The 23,080-nt window shown below is 68.2% G+C and carries 19 protein-coding genes; 2 read left to right on the top strand and 17 right to left on the bottom strand.

Annotated features, from left to right (window positions below; genetic code table 11):
* Nucleotides 1–16: 16 nt before the first annotated feature.
* The 11 genes from E8M01_RS31460 to E8M01_RS31410 all read right to left on the bottom strand — a co-directional run bounded on the left by E8M01_RS31460 (nt 17) and on the right by E8M01_RS31410 (nt 13,244).
* Complete coding sequence (locus E8M01_RS31460) at nt 17–868, bottom strand: carbohydrate ABC transporter permease (RefSeq protein ID WP_136963768.1); 852 nt, start codon at nt 866–868, stop codon at nt 17–19.
* 7 nt (nt 869–875) lie between these two features.
* The gene (locus E8M01_RS31455; protein ID WP_425467689.1) at nt 876–1,808 is read right to left on the bottom strand and encodes a carbohydrate ABC transporter permease; all 933 of its coding nucleotides are present in this window, start codon (nt 1,806–1,808) and stop codon (nt 876–878) included.
* Complete coding sequence (locus E8M01_RS31450) at nt 1,801–2,946, bottom strand: ABC transporter ATP-binding protein (protein WP_136963767.1); 1,146 nt, start codon at nt 2,944–2,946, stop codon at nt 1,801–1,803. The genes E8M01_RS31455 and E8M01_RS31450 overlap by 8 nt, the downstream gene beginning before the upstream one ends.
* A gap of 376 nt (nt 2,947–3,322) precedes the next feature.
* Nucleotides 3,323–4,495, bottom strand: a complete 1,173-nt coding sequence (locus E8M01_RS31445; RefSeq protein WP_170182155.1) for a M20 family metallopeptidase — start codon at nt 4,493–4,495, stop codon at nt 3,323–3,325.
* Nucleotides 4,496–4,777: 282 nt separating this feature from the next.
* The gene (locus E8M01_RS31440; protein WP_136963765.1) at nt 4,778–5,458 is read right to left on the bottom strand and encodes a TetR/AcrR family transcriptional regulator; all 681 of its coding nucleotides are present in this window, start codon (nt 5,456–5,458) and stop codon (nt 4,778–4,780) included.
* A 231-nt stretch (nt 5,459–5,689) separates the two neighbouring features.
* Nucleotides 5,690–6,472 carry a creatininase family protein gene (locus E8M01_RS31435; RefSeq protein ID WP_136963764.1) on the bottom strand — a complete coding sequence of 261 codons (783 nt, stop codon included), beginning with the start codon at nt 6,470–6,472 and terminating at the stop codon, nt 5,690–5,692.
* A 249-nt stretch (nt 6,473–6,721) separates the two neighbouring features.
* On the bottom strand, nt 6,722–8,122 hold the full coding sequence (locus E8M01_RS31430) for an amidase family protein (RefSeq protein ID WP_136963763.1): 1,401 nt from the start codon (nt 8,120–8,122) through the stop codon (nt 6,722–6,724).
* A 42-nt stretch (nt 8,123–8,164) separates the two neighbouring features.
* Nucleotides 8,165–9,814 (bottom strand): long-chain-fatty-acid--CoA ligase, encoded by a 1,650-nt coding sequence (locus tag E8M01_RS31425; protein ID WP_136963762.1) that lies wholly within the window; start codon nt 9,812–9,814, stop codon nt 8,165–8,167.
* A gap of 58 nt (nt 9,815–9,872) precedes the next feature.
* Nucleotides 9,873–10,820, bottom strand: a complete 948-nt coding sequence (locus tag E8M01_RS31420; RefSeq protein ID WP_170182154.1) for an alpha/beta fold hydrolase — start codon at nt 10,818–10,820, stop codon at nt 9,873–9,875.
* Between the two features lie 201 nt (nt 10,821–11,021).
* A complete protein-coding gene (locus tag E8M01_RS31415; protein WP_136963760.1) occupies nt 11,022–12,320 on the bottom strand; it encodes an MFS transporter in 1,299 nt (432 codons plus the stop codon).
* A 138-nt stretch (nt 12,321–12,458) separates the two neighbouring features.
* Complete coding sequence (locus tag E8M01_RS31410; protein WP_170182153.1) at nt 12,459–13,244, bottom strand: nuclear transport factor 2 family protein; 786 nt, start codon at nt 13,242–13,244, stop codon at nt 12,459–12,461.
* A 239-nt stretch (nt 13,245–13,483) separates the two neighbouring features.
* Between E8M01_RS31410 and E8M01_RS31405 the strand changes: the two genes are divergently transcribed.
* Nucleotides 13,484–14,320: a phosphodiesterase gene (locus E8M01_RS31405; protein ID WP_136963758.1), complete on the top strand. Its 837-nt coding sequence runs from the start codon at nt 13,484–13,486 to the stop codon at nt 14,318–14,320.
* Nucleotides 14,321–14,341: 21 nt separating this feature from the next.
* On the opposite strand, the gene E8M01_RS31400 is transcribed toward E8M01_RS31405, so the two are convergent.
* The 6 genes from E8M01_RS31400 to phnA are packed head-to-tail and all read right to left on the bottom strand — an operon-like array spanning nt 14,342 to nt 21,924.
* Entirely contained in the window at nt 14,342–15,964 is a 1,623-nt protein-coding gene (locus E8M01_RS31400; RefSeq protein WP_136963757.1) for a dipeptide ABC transporter ATP-binding protein, read from the bottom strand.
* Nucleotides 15,961–16,869: an ABC transporter permease gene (locus E8M01_RS31395; RefSeq protein WP_136963756.1), complete on the bottom strand. Its 909-nt coding sequence runs from the start codon at nt 16,867–16,869 to the stop codon at nt 15,961–15,963. Before E8M01_RS31395 ends, E8M01_RS31400 begins: the two co-directional genes overlap by 4 nt.
* Nucleotides 16,866–17,762 (bottom strand): ABC transporter permease, encoded by an 897-nt coding sequence (locus E8M01_RS31390; protein ID WP_136963755.1) that lies wholly within the window; start codon nt 17,760–17,762, stop codon nt 16,866–16,868. Before E8M01_RS31390 ends, E8M01_RS31395 begins: the two co-directional genes overlap by 4 nt.
* Before the next feature lie 23 nt (nt 17,763–17,785).
* On the bottom strand, nt 17,786–19,336 hold the full coding sequence (locus E8M01_RS31385) for an ABC transporter substrate-binding protein (protein WP_136963754.1): 1,551 nt from the start codon (nt 19,334–19,336) through the stop codon (nt 17,786–17,788).
* An 18-nt stretch (nt 19,337–19,354) separates the two neighbouring features.
* Nucleotides 19,355–20,653, bottom strand: a complete 1,299-nt coding sequence (locus E8M01_RS31380; RefSeq protein WP_136963753.1) for an alkaline phosphatase family protein — start codon at nt 20,651–20,653, stop codon at nt 19,355–19,357.
* Entirely contained in the window at nt 20,650–21,924 is a 1,275-nt protein-coding gene (gene phnA, locus E8M01_RS31375) for a phosphonoacetate hydrolase (RefSeq protein ID WP_136963752.1), read from the bottom strand. Before phnA ends, E8M01_RS31380 begins: the two co-directional genes overlap by 4 nt.
* Nucleotides 21,925–22,092: 168 nt before the next feature.
* Here phnA and E8M01_RS31370 point away from each other — a divergent pair, with 168 nt between their 5' ends.
* Nucleotides 22,093–22,980, top strand: coding sequence for a LysR substrate-binding domain-containing protein (locus tag E8M01_RS31370; protein WP_136963751.1), 888 nt, complete (start codon nt 22,093–22,095; stop codon nt 22,978–22,980).
* Nucleotides 22,981–23,080 lie beyond the last annotated feature (100 nt).

Here is a 23,080-nt window from a genome sequence, read left to right as displayed (position 1 = left end):
CTTGGTGTCGTGGAGCTCAGCCTTTGAGGCCGGTCATGGTGATGCCCTCGACGAAGCGCCGCTGGGCGAACAAGAAGGCGGCGACGAGGGGAATGGTGGTCAGGGTGGCGGCGGCCATCAGCGCGCCGAAGTCGTCGCCGGCCTCTTCGGTGCGGAAATAGATGACGCCGAGCGCGGGAGTGGCGAGCTCGCCCTTGCCGGAGACCGCGATCAGCGGCCAGAACAGGTCGTTCCAATGGGCGACGACCGAAAAGATGGCGAAGGCCGTGGCGGCCGGCCAGGCATTGGGCAGCACGATGCGCCAGACGATCGACCATTCGCCCAAGCCGTCCATGCGCGCGGCCTGGATCAGCTCGTCCGGCATGGCGCGGAAGAACTGGCGGAACATGAAGATGGCGAAGACCGAGATGGTCGACGGCGCGATCAGCGCCGCGTAGCTGTTGAGCAGGCCGGTCTGGGCCAGGCCGATATAGAGCGGGATGGCCGGCACATGCGCCGGGATCAGCAGGCCGAGCATGACGAAGACGAACAGCGTGTCGCGGCCGCGGAAGCGCAGCTTGGCGAGCGCGTAGCCGGCGGGAATGGCGAAGGCGAGCTGAAAGGCCAGGATGCCGAAACAGACGATGACGCCGTTCAGGAGATAGCGGCCGATCGGCACCTCGCGGAACACCCGGCCGTAATTCTTGGCAATGGCGAAATTCTCGGGGATCAGCGACATCGAGGCGCGCCAGACCTCGTCCATCGGCTTCAGCGAAACCGAGATCATCCAGAGATAAGGCATCAGGAACAGGATGCCGAGCAGGCTCAGCAGGGCGAGCCGCGGCAGGTCGGCGATCAGGCTCTTGTCGTGGACCGTACGGGGTTTCATGACCTGTTCACCCGTAATGGACGCGGCGGTCGAGGAGGCGCGTCTGCAGCAGCATCAGCACCACCACGGCGATGAGAAAAACCACGGTGATGGCCGCCGAATAGCCCATGCGGAAGAAGGTGAAGGCCTCGCTATACATGGTGTAGAGCAGCACTTCGGAGGCCTTGTTCGGCCCGCCCTGGGTCAGCGTCGCGACGATCTCGAAGACCCGGAGCGAGCGGATCATGGTGATGGTCAGGACGAACAGCGTGGTCGGCCCGAGCAGCGGCCAGGTGACGGTCACGAAGCGCGACCACGCCGACCGGACGCCGTCGATTTCGGCCGCGGCATAGAGATCGCGCGGGATGGCGGTCAGCCCGGCCAGGAACAGCACCATGTTGAAGCCGATCTGCTCCCAGATGCCGATGATCGCGAGCGTCCACATGACGCTGTCGGAGGACCCGAGCCAGTTCGGCCCGACCAGGCCAAGCGTGCGCAGCACCGCGTTCACCGGCCCGATGGTCGGGTGGAACATGTATTGGAAGGCGGTCGCCATCGCGACCATCAGCGACACCACCGGCAGGAAGAACACCGCCCGGAACACGGCGCGGCCGCGCGTGCCGCCCTCGATCAGCATGGCGAGGCCAAGCCCGCCGAACAGCGAGACCGGCGTGGTGACGGCAACGAAGAAGGCGGTGTTGCGGAACGAGGTGACGAAGCCGCGGTCTTCGAGCAGCTCGGCGAAATTGGCCAGGCCGACGAACCTCAGCGAGCGGGCGCCGAGCTCGTAATCGGTGAAGGCAATGGCGACCACGGCGGCGGTCGGGAGCAGCAGCATCACGACGAAGGCGATGATCGCCGGCAGCGACAGCAGCCAGGCGGCAAGCGCCTCGCCGGTGCCGGCGCGGTCGGCGGCCGGAGCGGGCAGGGCGGCGGCGTGGGAGAGGGCGAGATCAGACAACGGCTTTCACCGCCGGTTCGTCGATACCGATCGCCAGCCGCAGGCCGTCGCCGTCGAAAGCGAGCAGCCTGGCGGCAGCGAAGGCGAGGCCAACCGCGCGGTTTCGATCGACCTTGGCCCAGGCCTCCGGCGTCAGCCGGGCAATCAGGTCGACGCCGGTCGTCGCCTCGCGGACATAGACCAGCACCTCGGCGCCGAGAAATTCGACATGGCGGATGGTGCAGGGGATGCCGTCGGCCTGCAGGCTGAGATGTTCCGGGCGAATGCCGAGCCTGACCTTGGCTCTCGCCTGATCGACCGCGGCACCGGTGCGGCGCCCGGCAAAGGCGAGCGCGCCGCGCCCGTCGGTTTCGGCGGGCAGGACATTGATGCGCGGCGAGCCGATGAAGCCCGCGACATCGATGGTCGCCGGCTGGTCATAGACTTCTCTCGGCGTGCCGAATTGCAGCACCTTGCCGCCGAGCATGACCGCGACGCGGTCCGACATGGTCATCGCCTCGGCCTGGTCGTGGGTGACATAGACAGTGGTCACGCCGACCCGGCGGTGCAGCTCGACCAGTTCCTTGCGCATGTCGTGGCGCAGCGCCGCGTCGAGGTTCGACAGTGGCTCGTCCATCAGGAAGGCTTGCGGATGGCGCACGATGGCGCGGCCAAGGGCGACACGCTGGCGCTGGCCGCCGGACAATTGCCCGGGCCGGCGCTGCATCAGATGGCCGATCGACAAGAGTCGCGCGGCCTCGCGCACCTCGGCGAGGATCGCCTGGCGGCGCTGATCGGTGCCGGGCACCAGGCGGCCGAGGAGAGGCGCCCGCTCCAGCGCGCGAAGCCTTCGCATGACCAGCGGCAGCGCGATGTTCTGCTCCACCGTCATATGCGGATAGAGTGCGTAGTTCTGGAACACCATGGCGACGTCGCGGTCGGCGGCCCGCCGGCCGGTGACATCGGCGCCGCCGATCGACACCCGGCCCTGGTCGGCGGTCTCGAGCCCGGCGATGATGCGCAAGAGCGTGGTCTTGCCGCAGCCGGACGGACCGACCAGCGAGACGAACTCGCCGGCCGCGAAAGACAGGCTGACGCCGCCGAGGACGCGGGTCGCGCCAAATGACTTCTCGATCCGGTCGAGAATGATGCCGGCCATGACTGTGGAACTCCGAGGATGGAGCTCCGGTTACGCGGACGGGGCGACAGTCCGGCGACGCCGCGATGACAATTCACCGACAGGAGGACGACAGTCCGGTGACGAAGCAGGAACCCTCGCCCGCGTCTTCGCGGGAGAGGGTGGCCGCGGAGCGGCCGGGTGAGGGTGGTTGCGCCGGTGCGTGACGTGCATTCCGGGCGCCAATGACGGGCGGGGCCTATTTCACGCCCTCACCCGGCGCCTGACGGCGCCACCCTCTCCCGCAAGCGGGCGAGGGTTTACGCGCGACGCGGTTGCGGCACACTCGCCACTCGCCACTCGCCACTCGCCACTCGCCACTCGCCATCAGCCATTCGCCCTGTCGTACCGGTGGGGTTCAGAGCGTGGCCTGAGCCGTCGCCACGCGTGACCGGAAGGCGCCATCGACCAGCATGTCGATCGCGGTCATGGCGAGCGCCTTCGCGCCGTCGACGACGGCCCGGTCGCCCTGCTCGGAGCCGGCCCAGCGGGTGAATTCCGGCGTGTGGATGATCACGTCAGCAGGCGCGCAGGAGATCAGGGCGTGCAGCACCGGCACGCGCTGGCTGACATTGCCCATGTCGGCGCCGCCGATCGGCAATTGAAGGTAGTCGGTAAACTCCCGACCGAGCCGGCTGGCATTGGCTTCGAAGGCATCGGCGAGCGGCAGGTTGACCTTCATCTGCTGATAGTCCGCATCCGACCAGGCGATCCGTGCTTCGCAGCCGGTCGCCGTCGCGCCGGCCTGCAGGCAGGCATCGACACGCCGCTTGAGTACCGCGAGGTCCTCTATCGTGGCGGCCCGGGCAAAATAGTGCGCCCTGGTCGAGACCGTGAAGACGTTGGGGACATCGCCGCCATCGGTGATGACGCCGTGAACATGTTCGCCCCGCTTCAGGTGTTGGCGCAGATTGGCGATCGCCTGGTAGGACATGACGACGGCGTCGAGGGCGTTCCGGGCTTGCTCGGGCGCCAGCGCCGCGTGACCGGACTGGCCGATATAGTCGACATGGACTTCGCCGAGGCACAGTGTCCGGAACGCCTTGGCGTTGACCCAGGCGGGATGCACCATCATGGCCGCGTCCAGGCCGTCGAAGGCGCCGTTGCGCGCCATGATCTCCTTGCCGCAGCCCCGTTCCTCGGCAGGCGTGCCGATATAGCGCACCTTGCCGGGCAGTCCGGCCGGCATTCCCTTCAGGGCCAGCGCGGCGCCCAGGCCAGTGGCGGCGATGATATTGTGGCCGCAGCCATGGCCGATCCCGGGCAAGGCGTCATATTCCGACAGAACCGCGATCACCGGCCCCTCGCCATTGCCGAATTCGGCGGCAAAGGCGGTCTGGAGGCCATAGGCCCGGCGTTCGACCGCCATGCCGGCCGCCTCGGCGATGGAGGCAAGCAGGGCGCAGGCCCTGTGCTCCTGAAAGGCCAGTTCGGGGTTGGCGTGAATCTCGCGGCTCACCGCGATCAGCCGGTCGGCGACGGCATCGACCCGTTCGCAGGCCTGCCGTTTCAGCATTTCGAGATCCGACATGGGACGTCCTCCCGGAGGTTTGTTGATTGGCGGTCGGGACGGACACGCTGCGGGATGGCAGATCGCGCGCGGCTTCGCTCCCATGCGTGAGTTTTAATGAGTGACCGTCAGTCAGTCAATAGATGATTTGACGAGCGGTCATTGCGCGGCTTGCCCGAGCCGGGTGGTTCGCTGGCCGCGCCGCCTCGCGCTGGGGCCCGTCGAAGCCGCATCGGCAGGTAGCGGCGCGAGCGAATGAGTGGGGCCGCCGATGGAGCGCGGCACACGCGTGAGGCGGCGCCATCAGGCGTTCCGCCGGACCTTCTTTCCTGCCGGCGCGGCGCTTTTCGGCGCGAAGGCTGTTCGGGGCAGGGACTGCGGCGAGAATGTCAGGCGCGCCAGTTCGCCGGCCGTCCGGATGCGCGCGTCGGCCCGCAGCGGTTGCCCGCCGGCGATGGCGTCGTGCAGCGACGTGCCGATGCCATGGTAGAGGACCTCGACCATGAGTTCGGGCTCGTCGGCATGAAGCTCGCCCGCCGCAATGCCCTGCCGCACCGCAGCCGCGATGGCGGATATGAACTTCTGCGTCATCGCCCGCCGCTCTTCGCTATGCGTGGCGTAGAACACGGTGCGGTGCAGGCCGGCATTGGCCAGAACATATTCGGTCAGTGCCTCGAAGACGGCGACCAGCCTGTCCAGATGCGAGCCGTGGTCGCGCGCGAGGATGTCCTCGCCGATCCTCAGGTAGCGATCGATATAGCGTTGCCAGAGCATGTCGGCGGCATGCTCCTTGGACGTGAAGTAGAGGTAGAACGTGCCCTTGGAAACGCCGGCCTTTTCGGTGATGTCCTCGACTTTGGCGCCGGTGACACCCTGTTCGCCGAAGATCGCGGCGGCGGCGGCGAGCAGGTCGTCGAGCCGCTCCTCTTGCGGTTTCGCCACGCGCTTGCGCTTCAAGGCCATCTGCTTGTCGACCACCCGCATTCTCCGATCCCGCACCACGGCGGACACGCCACCGCGAAGACATTCGACTGACTAACCGAAAGTCGACGGCTTGTCGCATGTTCGTTCGATGCGGGCAGGCCGGCGGCCGAATCTTTCCGGGCCCGCCGCCCTCAAAGGCGGCCGGGGGGCATCCCCGGCCCCAGATGTCCGGCTTCCAGATGTCCTGCTTCCAAGTGTCCTGCTTCCAAGTGTCCTGGCCGGTCGCGGCGCCTATTTCGGCGCCGGCCGGCCAGCCGGCCATTCCCGGCGGACACCGCGCATCATCGCGCCGGCGAGCGCGTCGAAATGGAGCTTGCCGCGCTCGGCATCGGCCCGGCGCGGATCGCCGAGAATGCCGGTGCCATGGGTCACCACGTCGATGCCTTGCCGGTCCTGGAGCAACCGCTTCACGGCATCCGACATGTTGCCGACGAAACCTTCTACCGTTCGATCCATGTGCACCAGGTCGGGCGTGAGAACCAGCATGATAGAGGTCTCCCATTCGCCAGCATGACCGCCGCTTTCTCCCTTACCAATGCCGAATTTCGCCGAAACGGCATGACAAGGGTCCAGAACATCAAGATCGAAATCCTTCATGGGGGCAATGACGGTGGCGCCTTCGATGTCGGCGCAGTCCTTGGCGGCATCGTCGAGCGGCTTGAAGTTGCCGCCATGGGTGCCGAGCAGGATGATCTGCTTGAAGCCGTGGCGTGCGAGGCATCGGGCATATTCACCGGCCATGCGCTGAATGGTTTCGTGGCTCACCGTCATGGTGCCCGCGAAGGGCATGTGGTGCTCGGCGCAGCCGACGCTCACGGTCGGCACGAGAAAGGCGTCGAGTTGATCGGCCAGGCGCCGGCCGAATGCGTCGCCCAGCATGGCGTCGGTGCCGATCGGCAGGTGAGCGGAGTGCTGTTCGAGCGAGCCGAACGGACAGACGACGGTGTCATGTCCGTCGTCGATCGCCTTGCGCACCTCGGGTGCCGTCATTTTCGCCAGTTCAAAGACAGACATGGACCAATTCCCTCAGGGTTTGCCTCTCGAGGGGACATCTCGACAGGACTGGATTGCCGCGCGGCCATCCGCGCGACATGATTGCTTCGATATGACTGGTAGCCAGTCAATAATGCGCGTGGGTCTGGATCAGCGAGCTGGCGGTACCTCCGTGGGAAGGCGGCATTCCGGTGTGGCCGCGGTGGATGGCATGGTGCGGACGCGCTGTTTCGTGCGGCCCTCGGGACAAGAGGGCGGCGCGTCGAGCCGTCAGCTTGCGGTCGGGCGCGGCAATCTCGGCGCCAGGGCCTGGAAGCCGGCGGCGATGTCGAGCAGGTCGCCGTCGCTGCCAGCAAGGCCGTCGAACATCAGGCCGACAGGCAGGCCGGAAACGGTCAGGCCGGCCGGGACGGAAATGCTGGGCATGCCGGCGACCGAAGTCGGGTCGGTGTTGCGCATATAGGTCGCGAGCGTCGGCACGTCCCGGCCGTTGAGTTTCACCGTCTCGTCCTGGCCCGCCGGCCGGGCCGGGATGGCGGTCGTCGGCAAGACCAGTGCGTCGAGATCGTGCCTGGCAAAGCAGTCGCGATAAGCTTGCTGAACCGCCGGGCGGCCGCGCGCGAGAATGTCGTTATAGGCGCTGGTCGGCAGGCTCTCGCCCCAGATCTCGGCCTCGAGCCAGCCGCGCTCCACCGTGCTTGCCATCTGGTCGACGATTTCCCAGGCCCGGACCGGGCAGCGGCTGCGGGCCAGGTAGACCGAAATGTCGCGCAGGGTCTCGTAGAAGATCAGGCCGAGCGTGATCGGGCCGACCAGCGCGCCGATGTCCCTGACCTCGGTGTCCACCAGGACCGCTCCGGCCTCGCTCAGCCGCCCGAGTGCCGTCTCGATGACGGCCTGTGTCTCGCTGTCGAGCGCTTCGTAGAAATAGGGGCGCGGCACGCCGAGCCGGCGGCCCTTCAGGCCCGACCGTTTCGCTGCCGCCGGACGCCCGGCGACGATGCCGTCGAGGTGCTGGGCATCGCTGACCGTGTGGGCGAAAATCCCGATGGTGTCGCGGGTCAGCGATAGCGGGATCACGCCATCGGTCGGATAACGACCGACGGTGGGACGAAACCCGACACAGCCGCAAAGCGAAGCGGGAACCCGGTTCGAGCCGGCGGTGTCCGAACCGAGGCTCGCCGGCACGATGCCGGCGGCAACCGCCGCGGCGCTGCCGCCACTGCTGCCACCGGCGATCAGGCGGCGATCATAGGGGTTGAGCACGGGGCCGAAGGTCGGGTTGTTCGAAGTCATGCCGGCGGCCAGTTCGTGCAGATTGGCCTTGCCGATGACGATGGCGCCGGCCGCCTTCAGGCGCGCCACGGCGGTTGCGTCGGTCGCCGGCCGCCAGTCGCGGAGCGCCGGCGTGCCGCCGGTGCAGGGGAAGTCGACGGCATCGGTATTGTCCTTCACCGCGATCGGAATGCCGGCCAGGGGCTTGTCCGCGGCCGCCGCGATCAACGCGTCGGGGATCGCATCGGCGATCGAGATGAAGGCATTCAGCGGGCTCGCCGCGCGTGCCCGCTGAATGGCGGCGTCGACGACGTCGCGCGGCGACGTCCGGCCTGACCGGACCGCCGCGATGATATCCGCGACGCTGTCGAAGGCGCCGGTTGACGATGTGGTCATGGGTGTCATCCTCTCTCGCTTGTGGGTGCGTGGCCCGGCCCGTCAGCTCGGCTCGGGCTGCAGGGCCTGGTGTCGTGCAAACCGCTCGCGCAGCTTGGTTTTCTGGATCTTGCCGGTCGCGGTGTGCGGGATGTCGTCGACGAAGGCGATGTCGTCGGGCAGCCACCACCTGGCGACGCGCGGCGCCATATGGCCGAGAATGTCGCTCGCCGAGGCGGCCATGCCCGCGCGCAGCCGGACGATCAGCAGTGGCCGCTCCTGCCATTTCGGATGAGCCATGGCGATGACGGCGGCCTCGGCGACGGCCGGATGGCTCGCCGCCACGCCTTCGAGCTCGATGGAGGAAATCCATTCGCCGCCGGACTTGATCACGTCCTTCATGCGATCGGTGATTTCGAGATCACCGGAAGGATCGATCGTCGCGATGTCGCCGGTCTCGAAGAAGCCATCGGCGTCGAGCAACGGCTCGTCGTGGCGGAAGTAGCCGGACGTGACCCACGGGCCGCGAACCAGCAGCCGGCCGGCGGCGCGGCCATCGCGGGGCAGGGGGCGCCCGTCGGCATCGACGATCTTCATCGTGACGCCGAACACGGCGCGTCCCTGCTTGGCGAGGCGCCGGCGCCTTTCGTCCTCATCGGCCAGCTCGCCCTTGCGTGGGACGCGGCCGATGCTGCCGAGCGGGCTGAGTTCGGTCATGCCCCAGGCGAGAATGACGTCGCAGCCCAGAAGGTCCTGAAGGCCGTCGATGAGCGCGGCGGGAGCCGCGGCGCCGCCGATGACGATGCGCTGCAGCCTGAGCTCGTCGCGCGGGCGGAGCTGCGGATTGTTGCTGACATGATCGAGCAGTCCCATCCAGACCGTCGGGACGCCGAAGGCCACGGTGCAGAGCTGGCTGCGCATCAGCTCGTAGATGCTGGCGCCGTCGAGCCTCGGGCCCGGGAGCACGAGCGTCGCGCCGCTCAGCGCACAGACATAAGGCAGGCCCCAGGCGTTGACGTGGAACAGCGGTACCACCGCGAGCACGACGTCATCCCGGGTCACGTCGAAACCGCCGGGTCCGCCTGCGCTCAGCGCATGCAGAACCGTCGAGCGGTGCGCATAGAGGACGCCCTTGGGGTCGCCTGTCGTCCCGGAGGTGTAGCAGAGCCCGGAAGCGGCGCGGTCGTCGAGCTGCGGCCAGGCGAATTCGCCGGCATGGCCCGCCAGCAGCCGCTCATAGCTGTGCCGGACGACATGGTCGCCCAGCGGCGGGACGGTGGCGTCGTCGGCCATCTCGACGACATGGCGAAGACCGGAAAGGCCAGGGGCCAGTTCAGCGACCATGGCACCGAAGCCCGGATCGAAGAACAGGCAGACGCTCTCCGCATGGTTCAGAATGAAGCCGATCTGCTGCGGGAACAGGCGCGGGTTGACGGTATGGATCACCGCGCCGATGCCGGAGACGGCATAATAGAGCTCCATGTGGCGGTGGTCGTTCCAGGCCAGTGTCGCGACCCGGTCGCCAGGTCTGACGCCGAGTTCGATCAAGGCCCGCGCCAGTGCCCGCGCGCGCGCCGCCAGCTCGCGATAGCCGAAGGCACGGATGCGCCCCTCGGCGTCGCGCGACACGACCTGTCGATCGGCATGCGCCTCGGCGGCATGTTCGATCAGCGACGAGATGAGGAGCGGCTGCTCCTGCATGAGTCCAAACATGGGTTCCTCTTGAAGGTTGTTCTGGAATGCCGGGCGACGGGGCCGTGGGCCGGCGACCTCAGCCGACGGCCGACCGCAGAAATGGCAGCAGGGCGCTGAGGAAGAGGTCCGGATCCTCGTAGGGCGGCAGGTGCGCGGCCTCGAGCACGCGGTATTCGGCATCGGGCATGACCGGCCTGATGCGATCCATGATCGCGACCGGCGTGGTGCCGTCGCGACGCCCCCACAGGACCAGGGTCCTGGTCCGGTTGGCGGCGACCGCGCGATAGGAGGCTTCGGCCGTATGGATCGGCATCTCGCGGATCGAGGACAGGACCGAACGCTTGTAACCCTTGACCGCAAAGCACTCGCTGATGCGCCGGGTGAGATCGGCGACCACGGCGCGGTCGTCGGAATAGGTCGGCATGCGCTGCAGCAGGAGGTCGTTGCCGACGAGGTCGAACAGATAGTCGCCGAGCCCGGGCGTGAGCGTCAGGCCGAGCCCCGGCGAGACATTGGTGCCCATGCCGTCGGGGGCAATGAGCGTCAGAGACGCGACCCTGGCGGGGGCCTGTTCGGCGTAGAGCAGGCCGACGAGAGCACCGAAGGCGATCGAGACGATGTGAAAAGGCGGCCGGAGCGCAAGCGCTTCGGTGAGTTCGGTGATCTGGGCGTTGAAAAAGGCCGGATCCTGCGGATCGAACGGACAATCGGAACAGCCACGGCCGTAATAGTTGAAGCGCAGCACCCGGAACCCGACGGCGGCGAGCGGCGCCATGACGGGATCCCAGACCCACATGGGCAATGTCGCGCCCGAGAGCAGAACCGCGACCGGGCCATCGTCCGGGCCGACCAGTTCGTAGTGAAGCGCGCCGCGCGACAGGCTGACCGTGCTTGCCTTCGCGCTCCGGCGCATGTCGTCGGTCATCTCGACCATTTCGGAATTCCGTATCGCGCGGATCTCGGTGAAAGCGGCGGCGAACAGGTCGAGAATGTTCGGCGATGCCGCCTTGGTTTCCATGGTCATGGCCGGTGTCCTTGTTGCCTCCAGGCCCGAATGCAGCGGGCTTGCGAGGGTGTGGTGTTGCCCGCGCATGGCGGTGCCGTCGGCGGCCTGGTCGGCCGTCGCGGCATTCGTCGTGTGACTGATCGTCAGTCAAAATACCGGCCCGGATCCGCCGAAGCCGCGGCGTGTCGCCCGGTCCGGCCGCGAGGCGCGGGCGGGGCCTCAGGTCATCTCGTCGAAGGCCGTTTCACGCATCCTGAACACGACGACGGAGGTGATCGCGGCGGCCGCGATGGCGTAGAACGCCGGCGCCAGCGGCGTGTTGAACGTCGCAATCAGATAGGTGCCGAGGAACGGCGCGAAGCCGCCGAAGATGGTGATCGAAAAGGCCACGCCGATCGCCACCACGGTCGAACGGACCTTGGCCGGGGCGGCCTCGGCGCAAGCCGCCGAGATCGGCCCGCCGGCGAAACCGAGAAGGGCGGCCATGACGATCTCGGCGAACAGAGCCAGGGCGAATTGGCCCGAGGCGACCAGCAGGAACAGCGGGTAGGTGAGAACGACATAACCGATGCTCGAGATCAGCAGGAGCGGCTTTCGGCCCCAGCGATCGGACAGTGCGCCGGCGATGAAGCAGAAGACCATGTAGGACACCAGGCCCGCGCTGGTGATGAGCAGGGCATCGGCGCGGGTCAGCCGGCTGACCAGGCCGAGATAGGTCGGCATGAAGGTGAGGACGATGTAAAAGCCGACGGCGAGCTGCAGGACCATGGCGAAGACCAGAAGCGTGTTGCTGCGATAGGTGGTGGCGACCGCCCGAAGCGGGGTGACCGCCTTGGCGGATTGCAATTCGAGCTTCTCGAAGACCGGCGTGTCGGGCAGGCGCAGGCGAAGATAGATGCCGACGACCGCGGGCAGGGCGCCGAGGATGAAGGGAATGCGCCATCCCCAGTTCTTCAGGTCCTCGGCGGACAGGCTGGCGGTGAGCGCATAAGCAAAGAGCGCGCCGAGCAGCAGCCCCAGGCCATTGCCGATCTGCTGCCAGCTGCCGACGACGCCTCGCTTCCCCTTCGCGGCGAATTCGACCAGGAAGGGGATGGCGCCGCCATATTCTCCGCCCGCGGAAAGGCCTTGCAGGAGCCGGGCGCAGACCAGAGCGACGGTTGCCCAGACTCCGACGGTCTCATAGGTCGGCAACAGTCCTATCGTGAGCGTCGCGAGCCCCATCAGGATCGATATCGCCGCGAGACTTGCGCGCCGGCCGGCGCGATCGCCGTAGATGCCGAACAGGATCGCGCCGAGCGGACGCGTGACGAAACCGGCACCGAATGCAGCAAAGGCGAACAGGATCGAGAGGAGCTCGGTCTTGGCCGGAAAGAACAGGGACGAAATGACCGGCACCAGGAAGGCGTAGACCGCGAAATCATACCATTCCAGGACATTGCCGACCGATCCGGCGACGATCGCGCGGGTTCGTGACGGCTGCTCGACGGTGGTTGTCGAATGGATTGCGACGCTCATTCCCCTCTCCTCATTGTTGATTCTTGGTCCGCCGATACAGGCCGGTTTCCATTCATGATAATGACTGGCGGTCAGTCAATGTCAATGCGGATGACGGGCCCAAGACGTCCGAAGTCGCCGGGGCCCGCCACGGCATCGTCAGGCCGCGCGGCTCGCCCAGGCGTCATCGACCTTGGCGGCCAAGGCCTGGAAGATCAGATGGTCGGAATAGATCCGGTTCTCGATGACCCGTCCTTGCGAGACCCGGATGCGATCGACGCCGGTGCAATGGAAGGGGCCCTCGACGCCGGTTCCCTTGCCGCTCCAGCGGATGAAGGTGCTGTCGCCCTCGGTGACGTGCTCCTCCATGGTCAGGCGGAGATCCGGCACCAGCGCCAGCAGCTGCAGGATATAGTCGCGATAGTCGTCGACGCCGCGCACCGGCGCGCTGCGGTGCGGCCAATGGGCCGTCACATCCGGCCTGACGACATTGGGGACGCGGCGGCGCGCCACCTCCGGGTCCGGATTGGCCCAGAACGCCGCCCAGCTCGCGGCCGACCAGGCCGGCTTGCCGGCGTCCGCCTTGTGCGGCTGGAGGTCGAAGAAGCTGACGGCGGCCTCCAGCCTGCCGTCCGGCGACCGGGTGCCGATATCGGTCCCTCTCGCAACGGTCGACCCGTCGACTTCCGCCAGGATCCAGGGCAGGCGCAGATAGGCGCCGATGGCGTCGGCGGGACCGGCAAGCCGCAATGAATGGCCGGCAAAGCGCCGCTGGACCGCGGCGAGCGCCGCATCGATCCGGTCATGGCCACGGCCTTCGGCGAGCGAGCCGGTGAAATGGGCGTCGGGCATCCAGATCTCGGTGACCAAGTTTCGGCGCGGGCCGACGTCCGTCTCGTTCCACATGGCGACATAACGATCGGCGAATTCGGCGGTGGTTCTCATGCTCGTCTCCTCACGGCGGAAGGCACGGATCATGACGCGGCGGCCGGCGGGCTCCCATTACCGCGGAGGTCAAGTCGCGGCGAGGGCGGCGCACCAACCCTCGCCCGCGTCTTCTTAGGGTGAGGGTTTTCGCGCGACGCGCTTGCGGCACACTTGCCACTTGCCACTTGCCACTCGCATCGTCGTCGTTCTGTCATCACCGAGGGCTAGGCGACGGCCATCACCCTTGCGAGCTCATCATGCTGATTGCCCATCTGACCGATCTCCACATCCGCCCTGTCGGCCTGCCGGCCTATCGCACCGCCGAGACCAATGCCCTGACCGAAAGGGCGCTCGAAGCGGTGCTGGCGCTGGCCCCGCGCCCCGATGTCGTGGTGATTTCCGGCGACCTGACCGATAATGGTCTCGTCGCCGAATATGAGAACCTGAAGCGCCTCCTGGCGCGGCTGCCCATGCCGGTCTGGCTGATCCCCGGCAATCACGACCGGCGCGAGAACCTGAAGGCCGTGCTGGCCGACTTTCCGGGCCTTGCCCAGCACGACAAATATGCCCAATGGGCCACCGACCTCGGGCCCCTCAGGTTGATCGGCCTCGACACGGTGATCCCCGGTTCGGGTGCCGGCCGGCTCTGCCCGCGGCGCCTGGAATGGCTCGCCGAACGGCTGGCCGAGGACAAGGCCAAACCCACCGTCATCGTCATGCACCATCCGCCCTTTGCCTGCGGCCTGCAGCTCATGGACAACATCATGCTGGTCGAAGGTGTCGATGAACTCGCCGCGATCATTCGCGCCAACAGCCAGGTCGTGCGCATTCTGTGCGGCCATCATCACCGGCCGATCCAGACGATGTTCGCCGGCACTCTGGCGATGATCGCGCCGAGCGTCGCCCACCAGGTGGTGCTCGACATGCGCGAGGGTGCGCAGCCCGCGTTCAATTTCGAACCGGCGGCCTTCCACCTGCATTACTGGAGCGTCGAGACGGGGCTGATCAGCCACACCGCCTATGTCGAGAAGGCTGCCGGGCCTTACCCGTTCCTGCCCGATCCGGATTATCCCGGACGCAGCCGCGAGGCGTGAGCCGCCAGCTTGCCGCCGGGATCAGGCCGCGGCGGGCGCGGCATCCGGTAGCGTCGCCGCCGGCTTGCCGGAGGCGACGCTCGCCATCAGGTGCCGGGCATAGGCGCCGCTCGGCTGGCTGACGACGCGCGCGGCCGGGCCGTGGTCGACCACCCGGCCCAGATGCATCACCGCGATGTCGTCGGCGACCCAGCGCACCACCTCGATGTCATGGCCAATGAACAGCATGGCGAAACCGCGCTCCTGCTGCAGGCGCTTCAGCGTGGTCAGCACCTGGACCTGGATGGTGGCGTCGAGCGCCGAGACGATCTCGTCGCAGACCAGCAGGTCCGGCTTGCTCAGGAGCGCCCGGGCGATGCAGATCCGCTGGCGCTGGCCGCCCGAGAGCTGATGCGGATAACAGCCGAGGTGCTCCGCCCCGAGCCCGACCGCTTCGAGCGTCTCGATGATGCTGGTGCGGTGTTCGGCCGCCGATCCGATACGCAGCAGTTGCAGCGGCTCGCGCATGGCGGCTTCCACCGTCAGCCGCGGATTGAGCGCGCCATAGGGGTTCTGGAAGACGATCTGGCAACGCGGCCGGAGCGCCGGCGGCATGCGGAAACCGTGGGCCGCGAGCGAGGTGCCGAACAGCCTGATATCACCGGAGGCGCCCTGGACCAGCCCGGCGACAAGGCCGGCCAGCGTGCTCTTGCCCGAACCGGATTCGCCGAGGATGCCGAGCGTCTTGCCGGCCGCAAGCGTCAGCGACACGCCGTCGAGCGCGCGGAAGCGGCGGTCGAACAGCCGGCGCGCCGGATAGTCGAAGCGGAGATCATCGACCGATAGGACGAGCGGGCGATCGATCGGGTCCGGCGCGGGTGGCGTCGCCAGCATGCGGCGGACCGAGACGAGGCTCCGCGCATAGGGATGGTCCGGGCGTTCGAGCACGCGCCGTGCCGGCCCCTGCTCGACGGCCGAGCCGGCCTGCAGGACGATGACGTCATGGGCGAGGCGGGCCGCGGCGCCGAGGTCATGGGTGATGAACAGCATGGCCATGCCGAATTTGGCCTGGAGCCGCTCCAGCAGCGCCAGGATGTCGGCCTGGACGCTGGCGTCGAGCGCGCTGGTCGGCTCGTCGGCAATCAGCAGTTTCGGCTCGGCCGCCAGCGCCATGGCCAGCATGACGCGCTGCTGCTGGCCGCCGGAGAGTTCGTGCGGGTAGCGCCGCAGGACCGCGCCCGGGTTTGTCAGCTCGACCGCTTCGAGCAGGGCCGCGGCGCGCACGCGGCGTGCCGAAGCTGCCGCCGAGCCAGACCGGCGCAGGGCTTCGTCGATCTGGCCGCCAACCGCCATGGTGGGATTGAGGCAGCTCATCGGGTCCTGAAAGACCATGGCCATGGCGCGGCCGCGCAACGGCCGCATGGCGGCCTCGTCATCCGGCTGAAGCGTCGCGCCATCAAGCGCGACGTGGCTGCCGGGCGCGATCGACAGGCCCGCGGGAAGCAAGCCCATGATGGCGGCGGCGGTGGACGACTTGCCCGAACCGGACTCGCCGATCAGCGCCAGCGTGCGGCCGGCGTGAAGGGTGAAGCTCAGGCGGTCGACGACCACCCGCGCGGCGGAGCGGATGACCAGGTCGCGGACCTCGAGAACCGGTGTGCTCATCGAATCCTCGGATCGATCAGGCGGTGCAGGACATCAACCACGGTGTTGATCGCGACCAGGGCGACCGCCACGGTGGCGACGGCGGCGAGGATGACCGGATAGTCGCGGCCATAGACGGCATTGAGCATCAGGCTGCCGACCCCCGGCAGGCCGAACAGCACCTCCATGGTGAGCGTGCCGGAGACGAGGCCGGCGAGCACCAGGCCGGTGAGCGCCAGGAGGACCGGGGCCGCGGCCGGCAGCACATGGGCGGTGGCGATCCGCCAGGGCGTCAGGCCCTTGGCGCGGGCGGTGCGGACATGCGGCAGGGTGACCGCCTCCTTCAGCTCCTCGCGCAGCGGCTTGACGATCTGCCCGGCATTGTCGAGGCCAATGATGAGGATCGGCAGGACCAGGCTGCCGATGACCGGCAGCCAGCCGAGCCAGAGCGAGAAGACCATGATGCCGGCGACCCCGGCGCAGAAGGTCGGAACCGCGATCGACCAGAGATTGAGCGCATCGACCGCGCCCTCGGCGAGCCGCGAGCGGAAGGCGGTAGCGCCGATCGCAATGATCAGCGCAAGGCCGAGGCCGAGCACGAAACTGCCCGAGGCCAGCCGGAAGGTCACCGGCAGGGCATGAACCAGCATGTCGGCGACCGGCCGCTCGAAGCGCAGCGATTGGCCGAAATCGCCCGAAAGCGCCTTGGCCGACCAGTCGATGAACTGGCTGGCGAGCGGCTTGTCCAGGCCAAGATCGCGGCGCATCTCGACCTGCTGGGCCTCGGTCAGGCCGCCCTCGAGCCCGAGCACGTCGACGACGTCGCCCGGAATGACGCGGCAGAGGAAGAAGGTCAGGGCCACGATGGCGGCGGCTTGCGCCAGCCCGCGCAGGACGGTGACTGCAACCGGCAGGACGCGGTTCATGACGTGCCCGTCCGTGTCGCCGGGGTCAGGCCAATGGCGGAGCGGTCGGCATCGCCGCGGGTCGGGTCGAGCCGGCGGCGCAGCGCACCGCCAATCACCGAGAGGCTGAGGGTGACCAAGAGCAGGGCGGCCATCGGGCAAAGGATCGCGTGCGGCGCCTGCTCGATGAACCGGCTGGCATCGGCGATCATCCGGCCCCAGGTCGGGGCATCGGGCGAGGAGCCGAGGCCGAGGAAGCTCAGGACCGATTCGGTGACGATCGAGCGCGGCAGGATGATCGCCACCTGGGTCACCAGCGTTCCCGCGAGATTGGGCAGGATGTGGCGCGTCAGCAGATGCAGCCGGCTGCCGCCGAAGCTGCGGGCGGCCCGGATATAGTCGCGCGCGACCTCGCGCCGGTAGGCGGCGCGGGCGACATAGGCAATCAGCGGCGCAAAGGACAGGCCGAGCGCCGCGATGACCGGCGCCGGGCCGCTGCCGAGCGCCACCACCAGCAGCAGCGCCAGGAGCGTTCCCGGCAGGGCGCGAATGAGGTCGATGACCGAGAACAGCATGGTCTCGGTGACCCGTCCGAAGACCATGGCCAGGAGGCCGAGGCCGGCGCCGAGCGCAAAGGCGAACAGCGTGCCGAGCGTGCCGATGGCGAGCGTCGTGCGGGCGCCGACGACGAGCCGGGCAAAGACATCGCGGCCGAGATTGTCGGTGCCGAGGAGATGCTCGCCATCGGGCGCCCGGTTGATCGCCAGCAGGTCCTGGTCGAGCGGCGACTGGATCGCGATGACCGGCGCGGCGAGCGCCGCGGCGACCATGACGGCGATGACCGCACAGGCGAGAACCAGGCCCGTGCCGGGCCATGGCCAGGCCTGGCGCGCGGGCAAGGGGGCCACGGTCATCGCCTGTCCCAGTTTCCCGCCGGTCAACCGGAAATGGCCGCGTGGGCGACCCCGCCGCTGGCCCAATGGCAGGCCCAGGTGAAGCCCGGCTCGTAATTGCGCACCTCCTTGCGCACGGCGATCAGGTCCGGGGCATGGCCGAGCACGACGAAATAGGACTTTTCGGCGATCCTCTTGGTGGCCTCGAGATAGGCCGCCTTGCGCTTGGCCGCGTCAGGCTGCTTCACCGCCGTGGTGATCAGCTGGTCGAGCGCCGGGTCCTGAATGCCGCCCCAGAGAACCGGGTTCGGCCCGTCGCTCATCAGCCGGACGTAACGCAGGAAAATGTCGGCGCGCGGCCCCGAGGACATGACGTTCATGTCCCAGTCCCATTGGCCGAGCCGTTTCTGGGCGCCGATGTCGTCGAGCGCCTGGTGGTTCACCTTGAAGCCGAGCTTGCGCACCATCTGCACGACGATCTGGGTATAGGTCCCCTGCCAGGAGACGAATTCGATGGTGTGGTCCTCGGGTTTCACGCCGGCTTCGGCGAGCAACGCCTTGGCCTTGGCAAGATCCGGCCGGCGGAACGGATCGGCGTCGTGCAGGGCCTGGTCGAAATAGAGATTGCCGGGCGCGACCAATTGGTTGGTGACCACGCCTTCGGCGCCGCCGATGAAATTCATCAGCGCCGCCTTGTCGACGGCATGGGCGAGCGCACGGCGCACGCGCGGATCGTCGAAGGGCGCGCGCGGCCGGCGGTTGTTGAAGCCGAGGAAGAACCAGGCGGTGTCCTTCAAGGTCTTGATCTCGGCGGCGCCCGCCTTCTTCAGCACTTCGGCGGCGTCGCGTTCGACGGAAGCGATATGCAGGTCGCCGGCACGCAACGCCAGGCTCTTGTCGGCGCCGTCACGCAGGTCGAATTCCACCGCACGCACCACCGGCAGGCCGGCGCGCCAATAGCCCGGGAAGGCCGGCGCAGTGAATTTCACTTTTGGCTGCCAGGCGCCGAAGGTGAACGGGCCGGTGCCGATGGGGGTCTTGATGGTGTCGTCCCAGCCCTCGGACTTGGGCGAGAGGATCCAGAGTTCGGACAGGAGATTGAGCAGCGGGGCATAAGGCTCGGTCATCCGCAGCGTGACGCCGTCCGGCCCGTCGGCCTCGACCTTGTCGACCAGCTTCATGGCCGAAACCAGCCAGCCGCCGCGCACCTTGGTCTTGACCCGTTCGATATTGGCGACGATGTCGGCTGATGTCAGCGGGTCGCCATTGTGGAATTTCACGCCGGCCCGCAGCTTGAAGCGATAGGTGAGCCCGTCGGCCGAGACCTCGAAGCTCTCGGCCAGGAACGGCTCGACCCCGCCATTGACGCCGATCGAGGTCAGGGCTTCGACGAAGCATTGCTGCACGGCAATGCTGCCGGTGTGGCGATGCGGGTCCGAGGTGTCGAGGCCAAGGGTGGCATATTTCAGCACGCCGGCTTGGCCCGGGCTTTGCGCGAAAAGGGCCGAAGGAGCGACCGAAAGGCCAAGCCCGAGGCTGGCAGAACCGGCGAGCAGACGGCGCCGGGTGAGGGACGGGAAGACAGGGGCGGTCATCACGAAATCCTTGTCGGGTCAGAGCTCTTGCAGCGGGCGCCCATCGACACCGCCAATGGGCCGGCCGAGGAAGCGCAGAATGGTCGGGGCGATATCGATGACCGAGGTGTCGGCCGTGACGGTCCGGCCGGCGGTGAAACCGCCGCCGTCGAGCATCAGCGTCGGCAATTGTTCGAAGGTGCCGAGCCCGCCGTGCTGGCCGCAGCCGAGCCGGTCGGCCTTGCCGTCGGCGGGCTTGGCGGCATAGCTCAGGCCGGGCACGCCTTCGGCGTTCGGCTCGTCGCTGGCGGCGAGCGCGATGGCGAAGGCGAGGCCGCCGCCGGCGGGCAGGCCAGCCTCGGCCAGGCTGTCGCGGGTGAACAGGCGGCCGACCCAGGGACGCTCGGCCAGGAAGCCTTCGATGGCGGCGATACGGTCCTCGGCCGATCCGTCGACATAGACCAGCGCGGCGGTGCCGTTCGGCGCCACCACCACGTCGGTCGAACCCGGCCCCGCCTTGAGCCCGGCCTCGATCAGTTCGGCGTCGATGTCGATCACCGCGCGAACGGTCTGATGGCCGTGGTCCGAGCCGACCAGCAGCAGGATGTCCTCGCCTTCGGCGCGCGCCCGCGCGACCGCCGCGATGATCATGGCGGCGTGGCTGTCGGCGGTCGCGAGGATGGCCCGGTGGGTGGCCGACCCGAGCGGCGCGGCGTGCTGGGTGGTGTCGGGTTCGCACAGCCAGATGAGGCCGAAGGCCGGACGGCCGCCGTGCACGACCTCGGCGATGAACCGTTCGGCGGCGGCGCGGTCGCCGGCCGCGTCGGGCGTCACCTCGAGCGCGCGATCGCCCTGGATCGGCCGGCGGCCCGGGCCGAAGGAGCCGGCCCGGTGGTAGACATGGCCGTGGCCGTCGGGGTCGTGCATATAGGCGGCGCCGGGCGAGACATTGTTGAAGATGACGGCGCCGCCGTGATCGGCGAGACGCTCGGCAAGCGTCGGCCGGGCCAGCACGGTGCCGGTCAGGCGGCGCTTGGTCTCGACAAACTCCGGCCGGCCGACATCGTGCAGCCCCAGGCGTCCGTCTTCGACGAGCGCAACGGTATTGCCGGCAAGCCCATGATGCGCCGGCCGGCAGCCGGTGGCGAAGGATGACGAGACGACGCGGGTGACGGATGGAAACACCGTGCGATGAGCGTCGAACCAGGTGGCGCGGGCGCGCAACGCCGCCAAGGCGGGGGTTGCGTCCGGCGTGATGAAATCGCGCCGGAGGCCGTCGAGCATGACGGCGATGACCCGGCGCGGTGCGGTGGCCGGCGCTTTGTCTTGCGGGCTCATGCGGTCTCCGTTCCGTTCAGGGCGAAGTCGAAAATGTCGTAATTGTAGAGCGGCGCGGCCCGCGCCCTGGCGCGGTAGTCGGGGTTGAGCGGCTGCGACAGCACGAAGGGTACCGGCCGTTCCGCCAGGCTGCCATGCGAGCGCAGGCGCGCGCCGGCGAGTTCATCCAGCCGGTGTTCGCCTTGCCGGGTGCCGAGCGCCACGCCTTTTTCAGCCACCACCGTGACATCGCCCTCGCGCTCGGGCGGCAGGTCGAAACGGGCGCAGGCCTCGTCCCGGGTCAGCGCCAGATGCACGCCGGGCAGGCCGGCCACGAAGTCGCGCAAGGGCGCCGGGTCGCTGCCGTCGAGAACATGGACGCGGACGAAGCCGCCGAGCGCGCCGTGATGGCGCACGAAGGGGTCGGTGATCGGGCAGATCACCTTGAAGCGGCCGGCGCCGAAGCGCTGATCGAGGAGGTCGCCGAGATAGAGGATGTTCGGGCTGCCGTCGTGAAGCGACAGGTCGGTCATGCCGTGGTCGGCGACGACGCCGACAATGGCGCCGGCGGCGAGGAAAGCCGCCATGCGCGCGTCGACGGCGCGGATGAAGTCGTCGGAAGCCGCGGCGCCCGGCGCATGGGCGTGCTGGACGAAATCCGACAGGGAGAGATAGACAAGCTCGCTGCCGCGCTGGCCGAGCAGGCGCAGGCCGGCGTCGAGCACGAACAACGACAGCTCAGGCGAATATTGATCGGGGACCTTGGCCGGCCCGAGCGCTTCCGCCGCGTCCAGGCCATGCTCGCCGACCGTGCAGGTATCGGCGCGCTCGGCCGAAAAGGCGAGGCCCGGCAGGCCGGGGCCGGCAAGGCCGGCGGCCAGCACCTTGCGCAGCTTGTCCTTGGCGGTGACCGCCGCCACCTTGACGCCGGCGGCGGCGAGGCGCGCCAGGATGGTCGGCGCGCGCAAGGGGCCGGCATCGGTCATCATGACCTCCTTGCCGGTGTCGCGGTCGAACCAATAATTGCCGGAGACGCCGTGGACGCGCGGCGGCGCGCCGCAGACGATCGAGACATTGTTCGGATTGGTGAAGCTCGGCATGGCCGACAGGGCGCTCGAGTAGAAGCCTTCCGCCATCATCGCCGACAGGGCCGGGGTCAGTCCGCGGATCGCGGCATCGGCGAGATAGGCGGGATCGCAGCCGTCGTAACAGATCACCACCACGGGCCGCCCCGGCGCGCGGTAGGAGCGGCCATTGACCTCGACCTGGACATTGCTTCGGGCTGCGTTCATGCGGTTGATGCTCTCGAGCCTGGCTGCCGGCGTCACACGGGTGACATGTGCGGCAACTAGTATCATCCGTTTTGTTCGAGTATTGACGCTCAAATACTATGATATGCGATCTTGTTATTGACGAAAAGCGAGTTTAAATCTGTCGTATGTGAGTTTTTGGCAAGATGAATGATGCAACATCTTCCGTCGTTCCGGGCTTTGCGCGCCTTGGAAGCCGTGGTGCGCAACGGCAATGTCATGCGCGCGGCGGAAGAGATCGGCGTCACGCCGGGCGCCATCAGCAAGCACCTGACCCAATTGGCTGACGAACTGGGCACGGCGCTGTTCGAGCCGGGCCATCGGTTGAAACCCACCGCCGGTGCCCAGGACCTGGCGCGCGCGGTGGGGCTCGCCATTGGCCAGTTGCGCCGGGCCTGCGAGGACGCGGCCGATGTGAAGTCGACGGCTGTCCTGACCGTTGTGGCGCACACCACCTTGACGATGCATTGGCTGGTGCCGCGGCTGGTGGCGGCGCAGGAAGCGGTCGGCGGCCGGCCGGTCCGGGTCCATCCGGTGCACAGCACCGACGACTGGCGGCAAACGCCTTTCGATGTCGCCATTCTCCGGCACGACCGCATCCCGCCGGGCTGGGAGAGGCGGGTGCTTGGCCGCGAACGGCTGACGCTGTTCGCAGCCCCCGAACGCGCCGCGCGCCTGGCCGCCGGTGGGCTCCAGGCCCTGGCCGGCGAAACCTTCCTGGTCTCCGATACCCGCCACGGCGAGCTGCAGGCCTGGCTTGCCGCGGCGGGCCTGGCCGGCAACCTCGAACCCAAGGTCTTCGCCCATTTCTACGTCGCGCTGGAAGCCGCGGTTGCGGGCCAAGGGGTGATCGTCGGCCCGACCTGGCTCGCCGATGCCGGCTTTCGCCAGGGCCGGCTGGCCCGGCCGTTTCCGGCGGTCGCGACCGACGGCACGCGCCTGGTCGGCGTCTATGACCCGGCGGTCTGCGACGGCAAGACCGCCGACCGCCTGCTGGCCTGGGTTGGCCAGGAATTGTGCGAGAGCGTCGCCGCCTGACCATGAAAGACGCCAGCGCATGAAAGAAGTCTGGCCATCCCCCGCGATGACCAGAGCAGAGGCGGTTCACGGTCGCGTCGATCCCGGCATCCGGGTTGAG

The organism is Phreatobacter stygius, from assembly GCF_005144885.1.
GTDB classification, from domain to species: Bacteria; Pseudomonadota; Alphaproteobacteria; order Rhizobiales; family Phreatobacteraceae; genus Phreatobacter; species Phreatobacter stygius.
This window is presented reverse-complemented; position numbering and strand designations above follow the sequence as displayed.

Bases quoted from the DNA above. Each gene is read 5' to 3' on its own strand.
- E8M01_RS31460 (WP_136963768.1), bottom strand. From the start codon at position 868: ATGAAACCCCGTACGGTCCACGACAAGAGCCTGATCGCCGACCTGCCG.
- E8M01_RS31450 (WP_136963767.1), bottom strand. From the start codon at position 2,946: ATGGCCGGCATCATTCTCGACCGGATCGAGAAGTCATTTGGCGCGACC.
- E8M01_RS31445 (WP_170182155.1), bottom strand. From the start codon at position 4,495: ATGTCGGATCTCGAAATGCTGAAACGGCAGGCCTGCGAACGGGTCGAT.
- E8M01_RS31440 (WP_136963765.1), bottom strand. From the start codon at position 5,458: ATGCGGGTGGTCGACAAGCAGATGGCCTTGAAGCGCAAGCGCGTGGCG.
- E8M01_RS31435 (WP_136963764.1), bottom strand. From the start codon at position 6,472: ATGTCTGTCTTTGAACTGGCGAAAATGACGGCACCCGAGGTGCGCAAG.
- E8M01_RS31430 (WP_136963763.1), bottom strand. From the start codon at position 8,122: ATGACCACATCGTCAACCGGCGCCTTCGACAGCGTCGCGGATATCATC.
- E8M01_RS31425 (WP_136963762.1), bottom strand. From the start codon at position 9,814: ATGTTTGGACTCATGCAGGAGCAGCCGCTCCTCATCTCGTCGCTGATC.
- E8M01_RS31420 (WP_170182154.1), bottom strand. From the start codon at position 10,820: ATGACCATGGAAACCAAGGCGGCATCGCCGAACATTCTCGACCTGTTC.
- E8M01_RS31415 (WP_136963760.1), bottom strand. From the start codon at position 12,320: ATGAGCGTCGCAATCCATTCGACAACCACCGTCGAGCAGCCGTCACGA.
- E8M01_RS31410 (WP_170182153.1), bottom strand. From the start codon at position 13,244: ATGAGAACCACCGCCGAATTCGCCGATCGTTATGTCGCCATGTGGAAC.
- E8M01_RS31405 (WP_136963758.1), top strand. From the start codon at position 13,484: ATGCTGATTGCCCATCTGACCGATCTCCACATCCGCCCTGTCGGCCTG.
- E8M01_RS31400 (WP_136963757.1), bottom strand. From the start codon at position 15,964: ATGAGCACACCGGTTCTCGAGGTCCGCGACCTGGTCATCCGCTCCGCC.
- E8M01_RS31395 (WP_136963756.1), bottom strand. From the start codon at position 16,869: ATGAACCGCGTCCTGCCGGTTGCAGTCACCGTCCTGCGCGGGCTGGCG.
- E8M01_RS31390 (WP_136963755.1), bottom strand. From the start codon at position 17,762: ATGACCGTGGCCCCCTTGCCCGCGCGCCAGGCCTGGCCATGGCCCGGC.
- E8M01_RS31385 (WP_136963754.1), bottom strand. From the start codon at position 19,336: ATGACCGCCCCTGTCTTCCCGTCCCTCACCCGGCGCCGTCTGCTCGCC.
- E8M01_RS31380 (WP_136963753.1), bottom strand. From the start codon at position 20,653: ATGAGCCCGCAAGACAAAGCGCCGGCCACCGCACCGCGCCGGGTCATC.
- phnA (WP_136963752.1), bottom strand. From the start codon at position 21,924: ATGAACGCAGCCCGAAGCAATGTCCAGGTCGAGGTCAATGGCCGCTCC.
- E8M01_RS31370 (WP_136963751.1), top strand. From the start codon at position 22,093: ATGATGCAACATCTTCCGTCGTTCCGGGCTTTGCGCGCCTTGGAAGCC.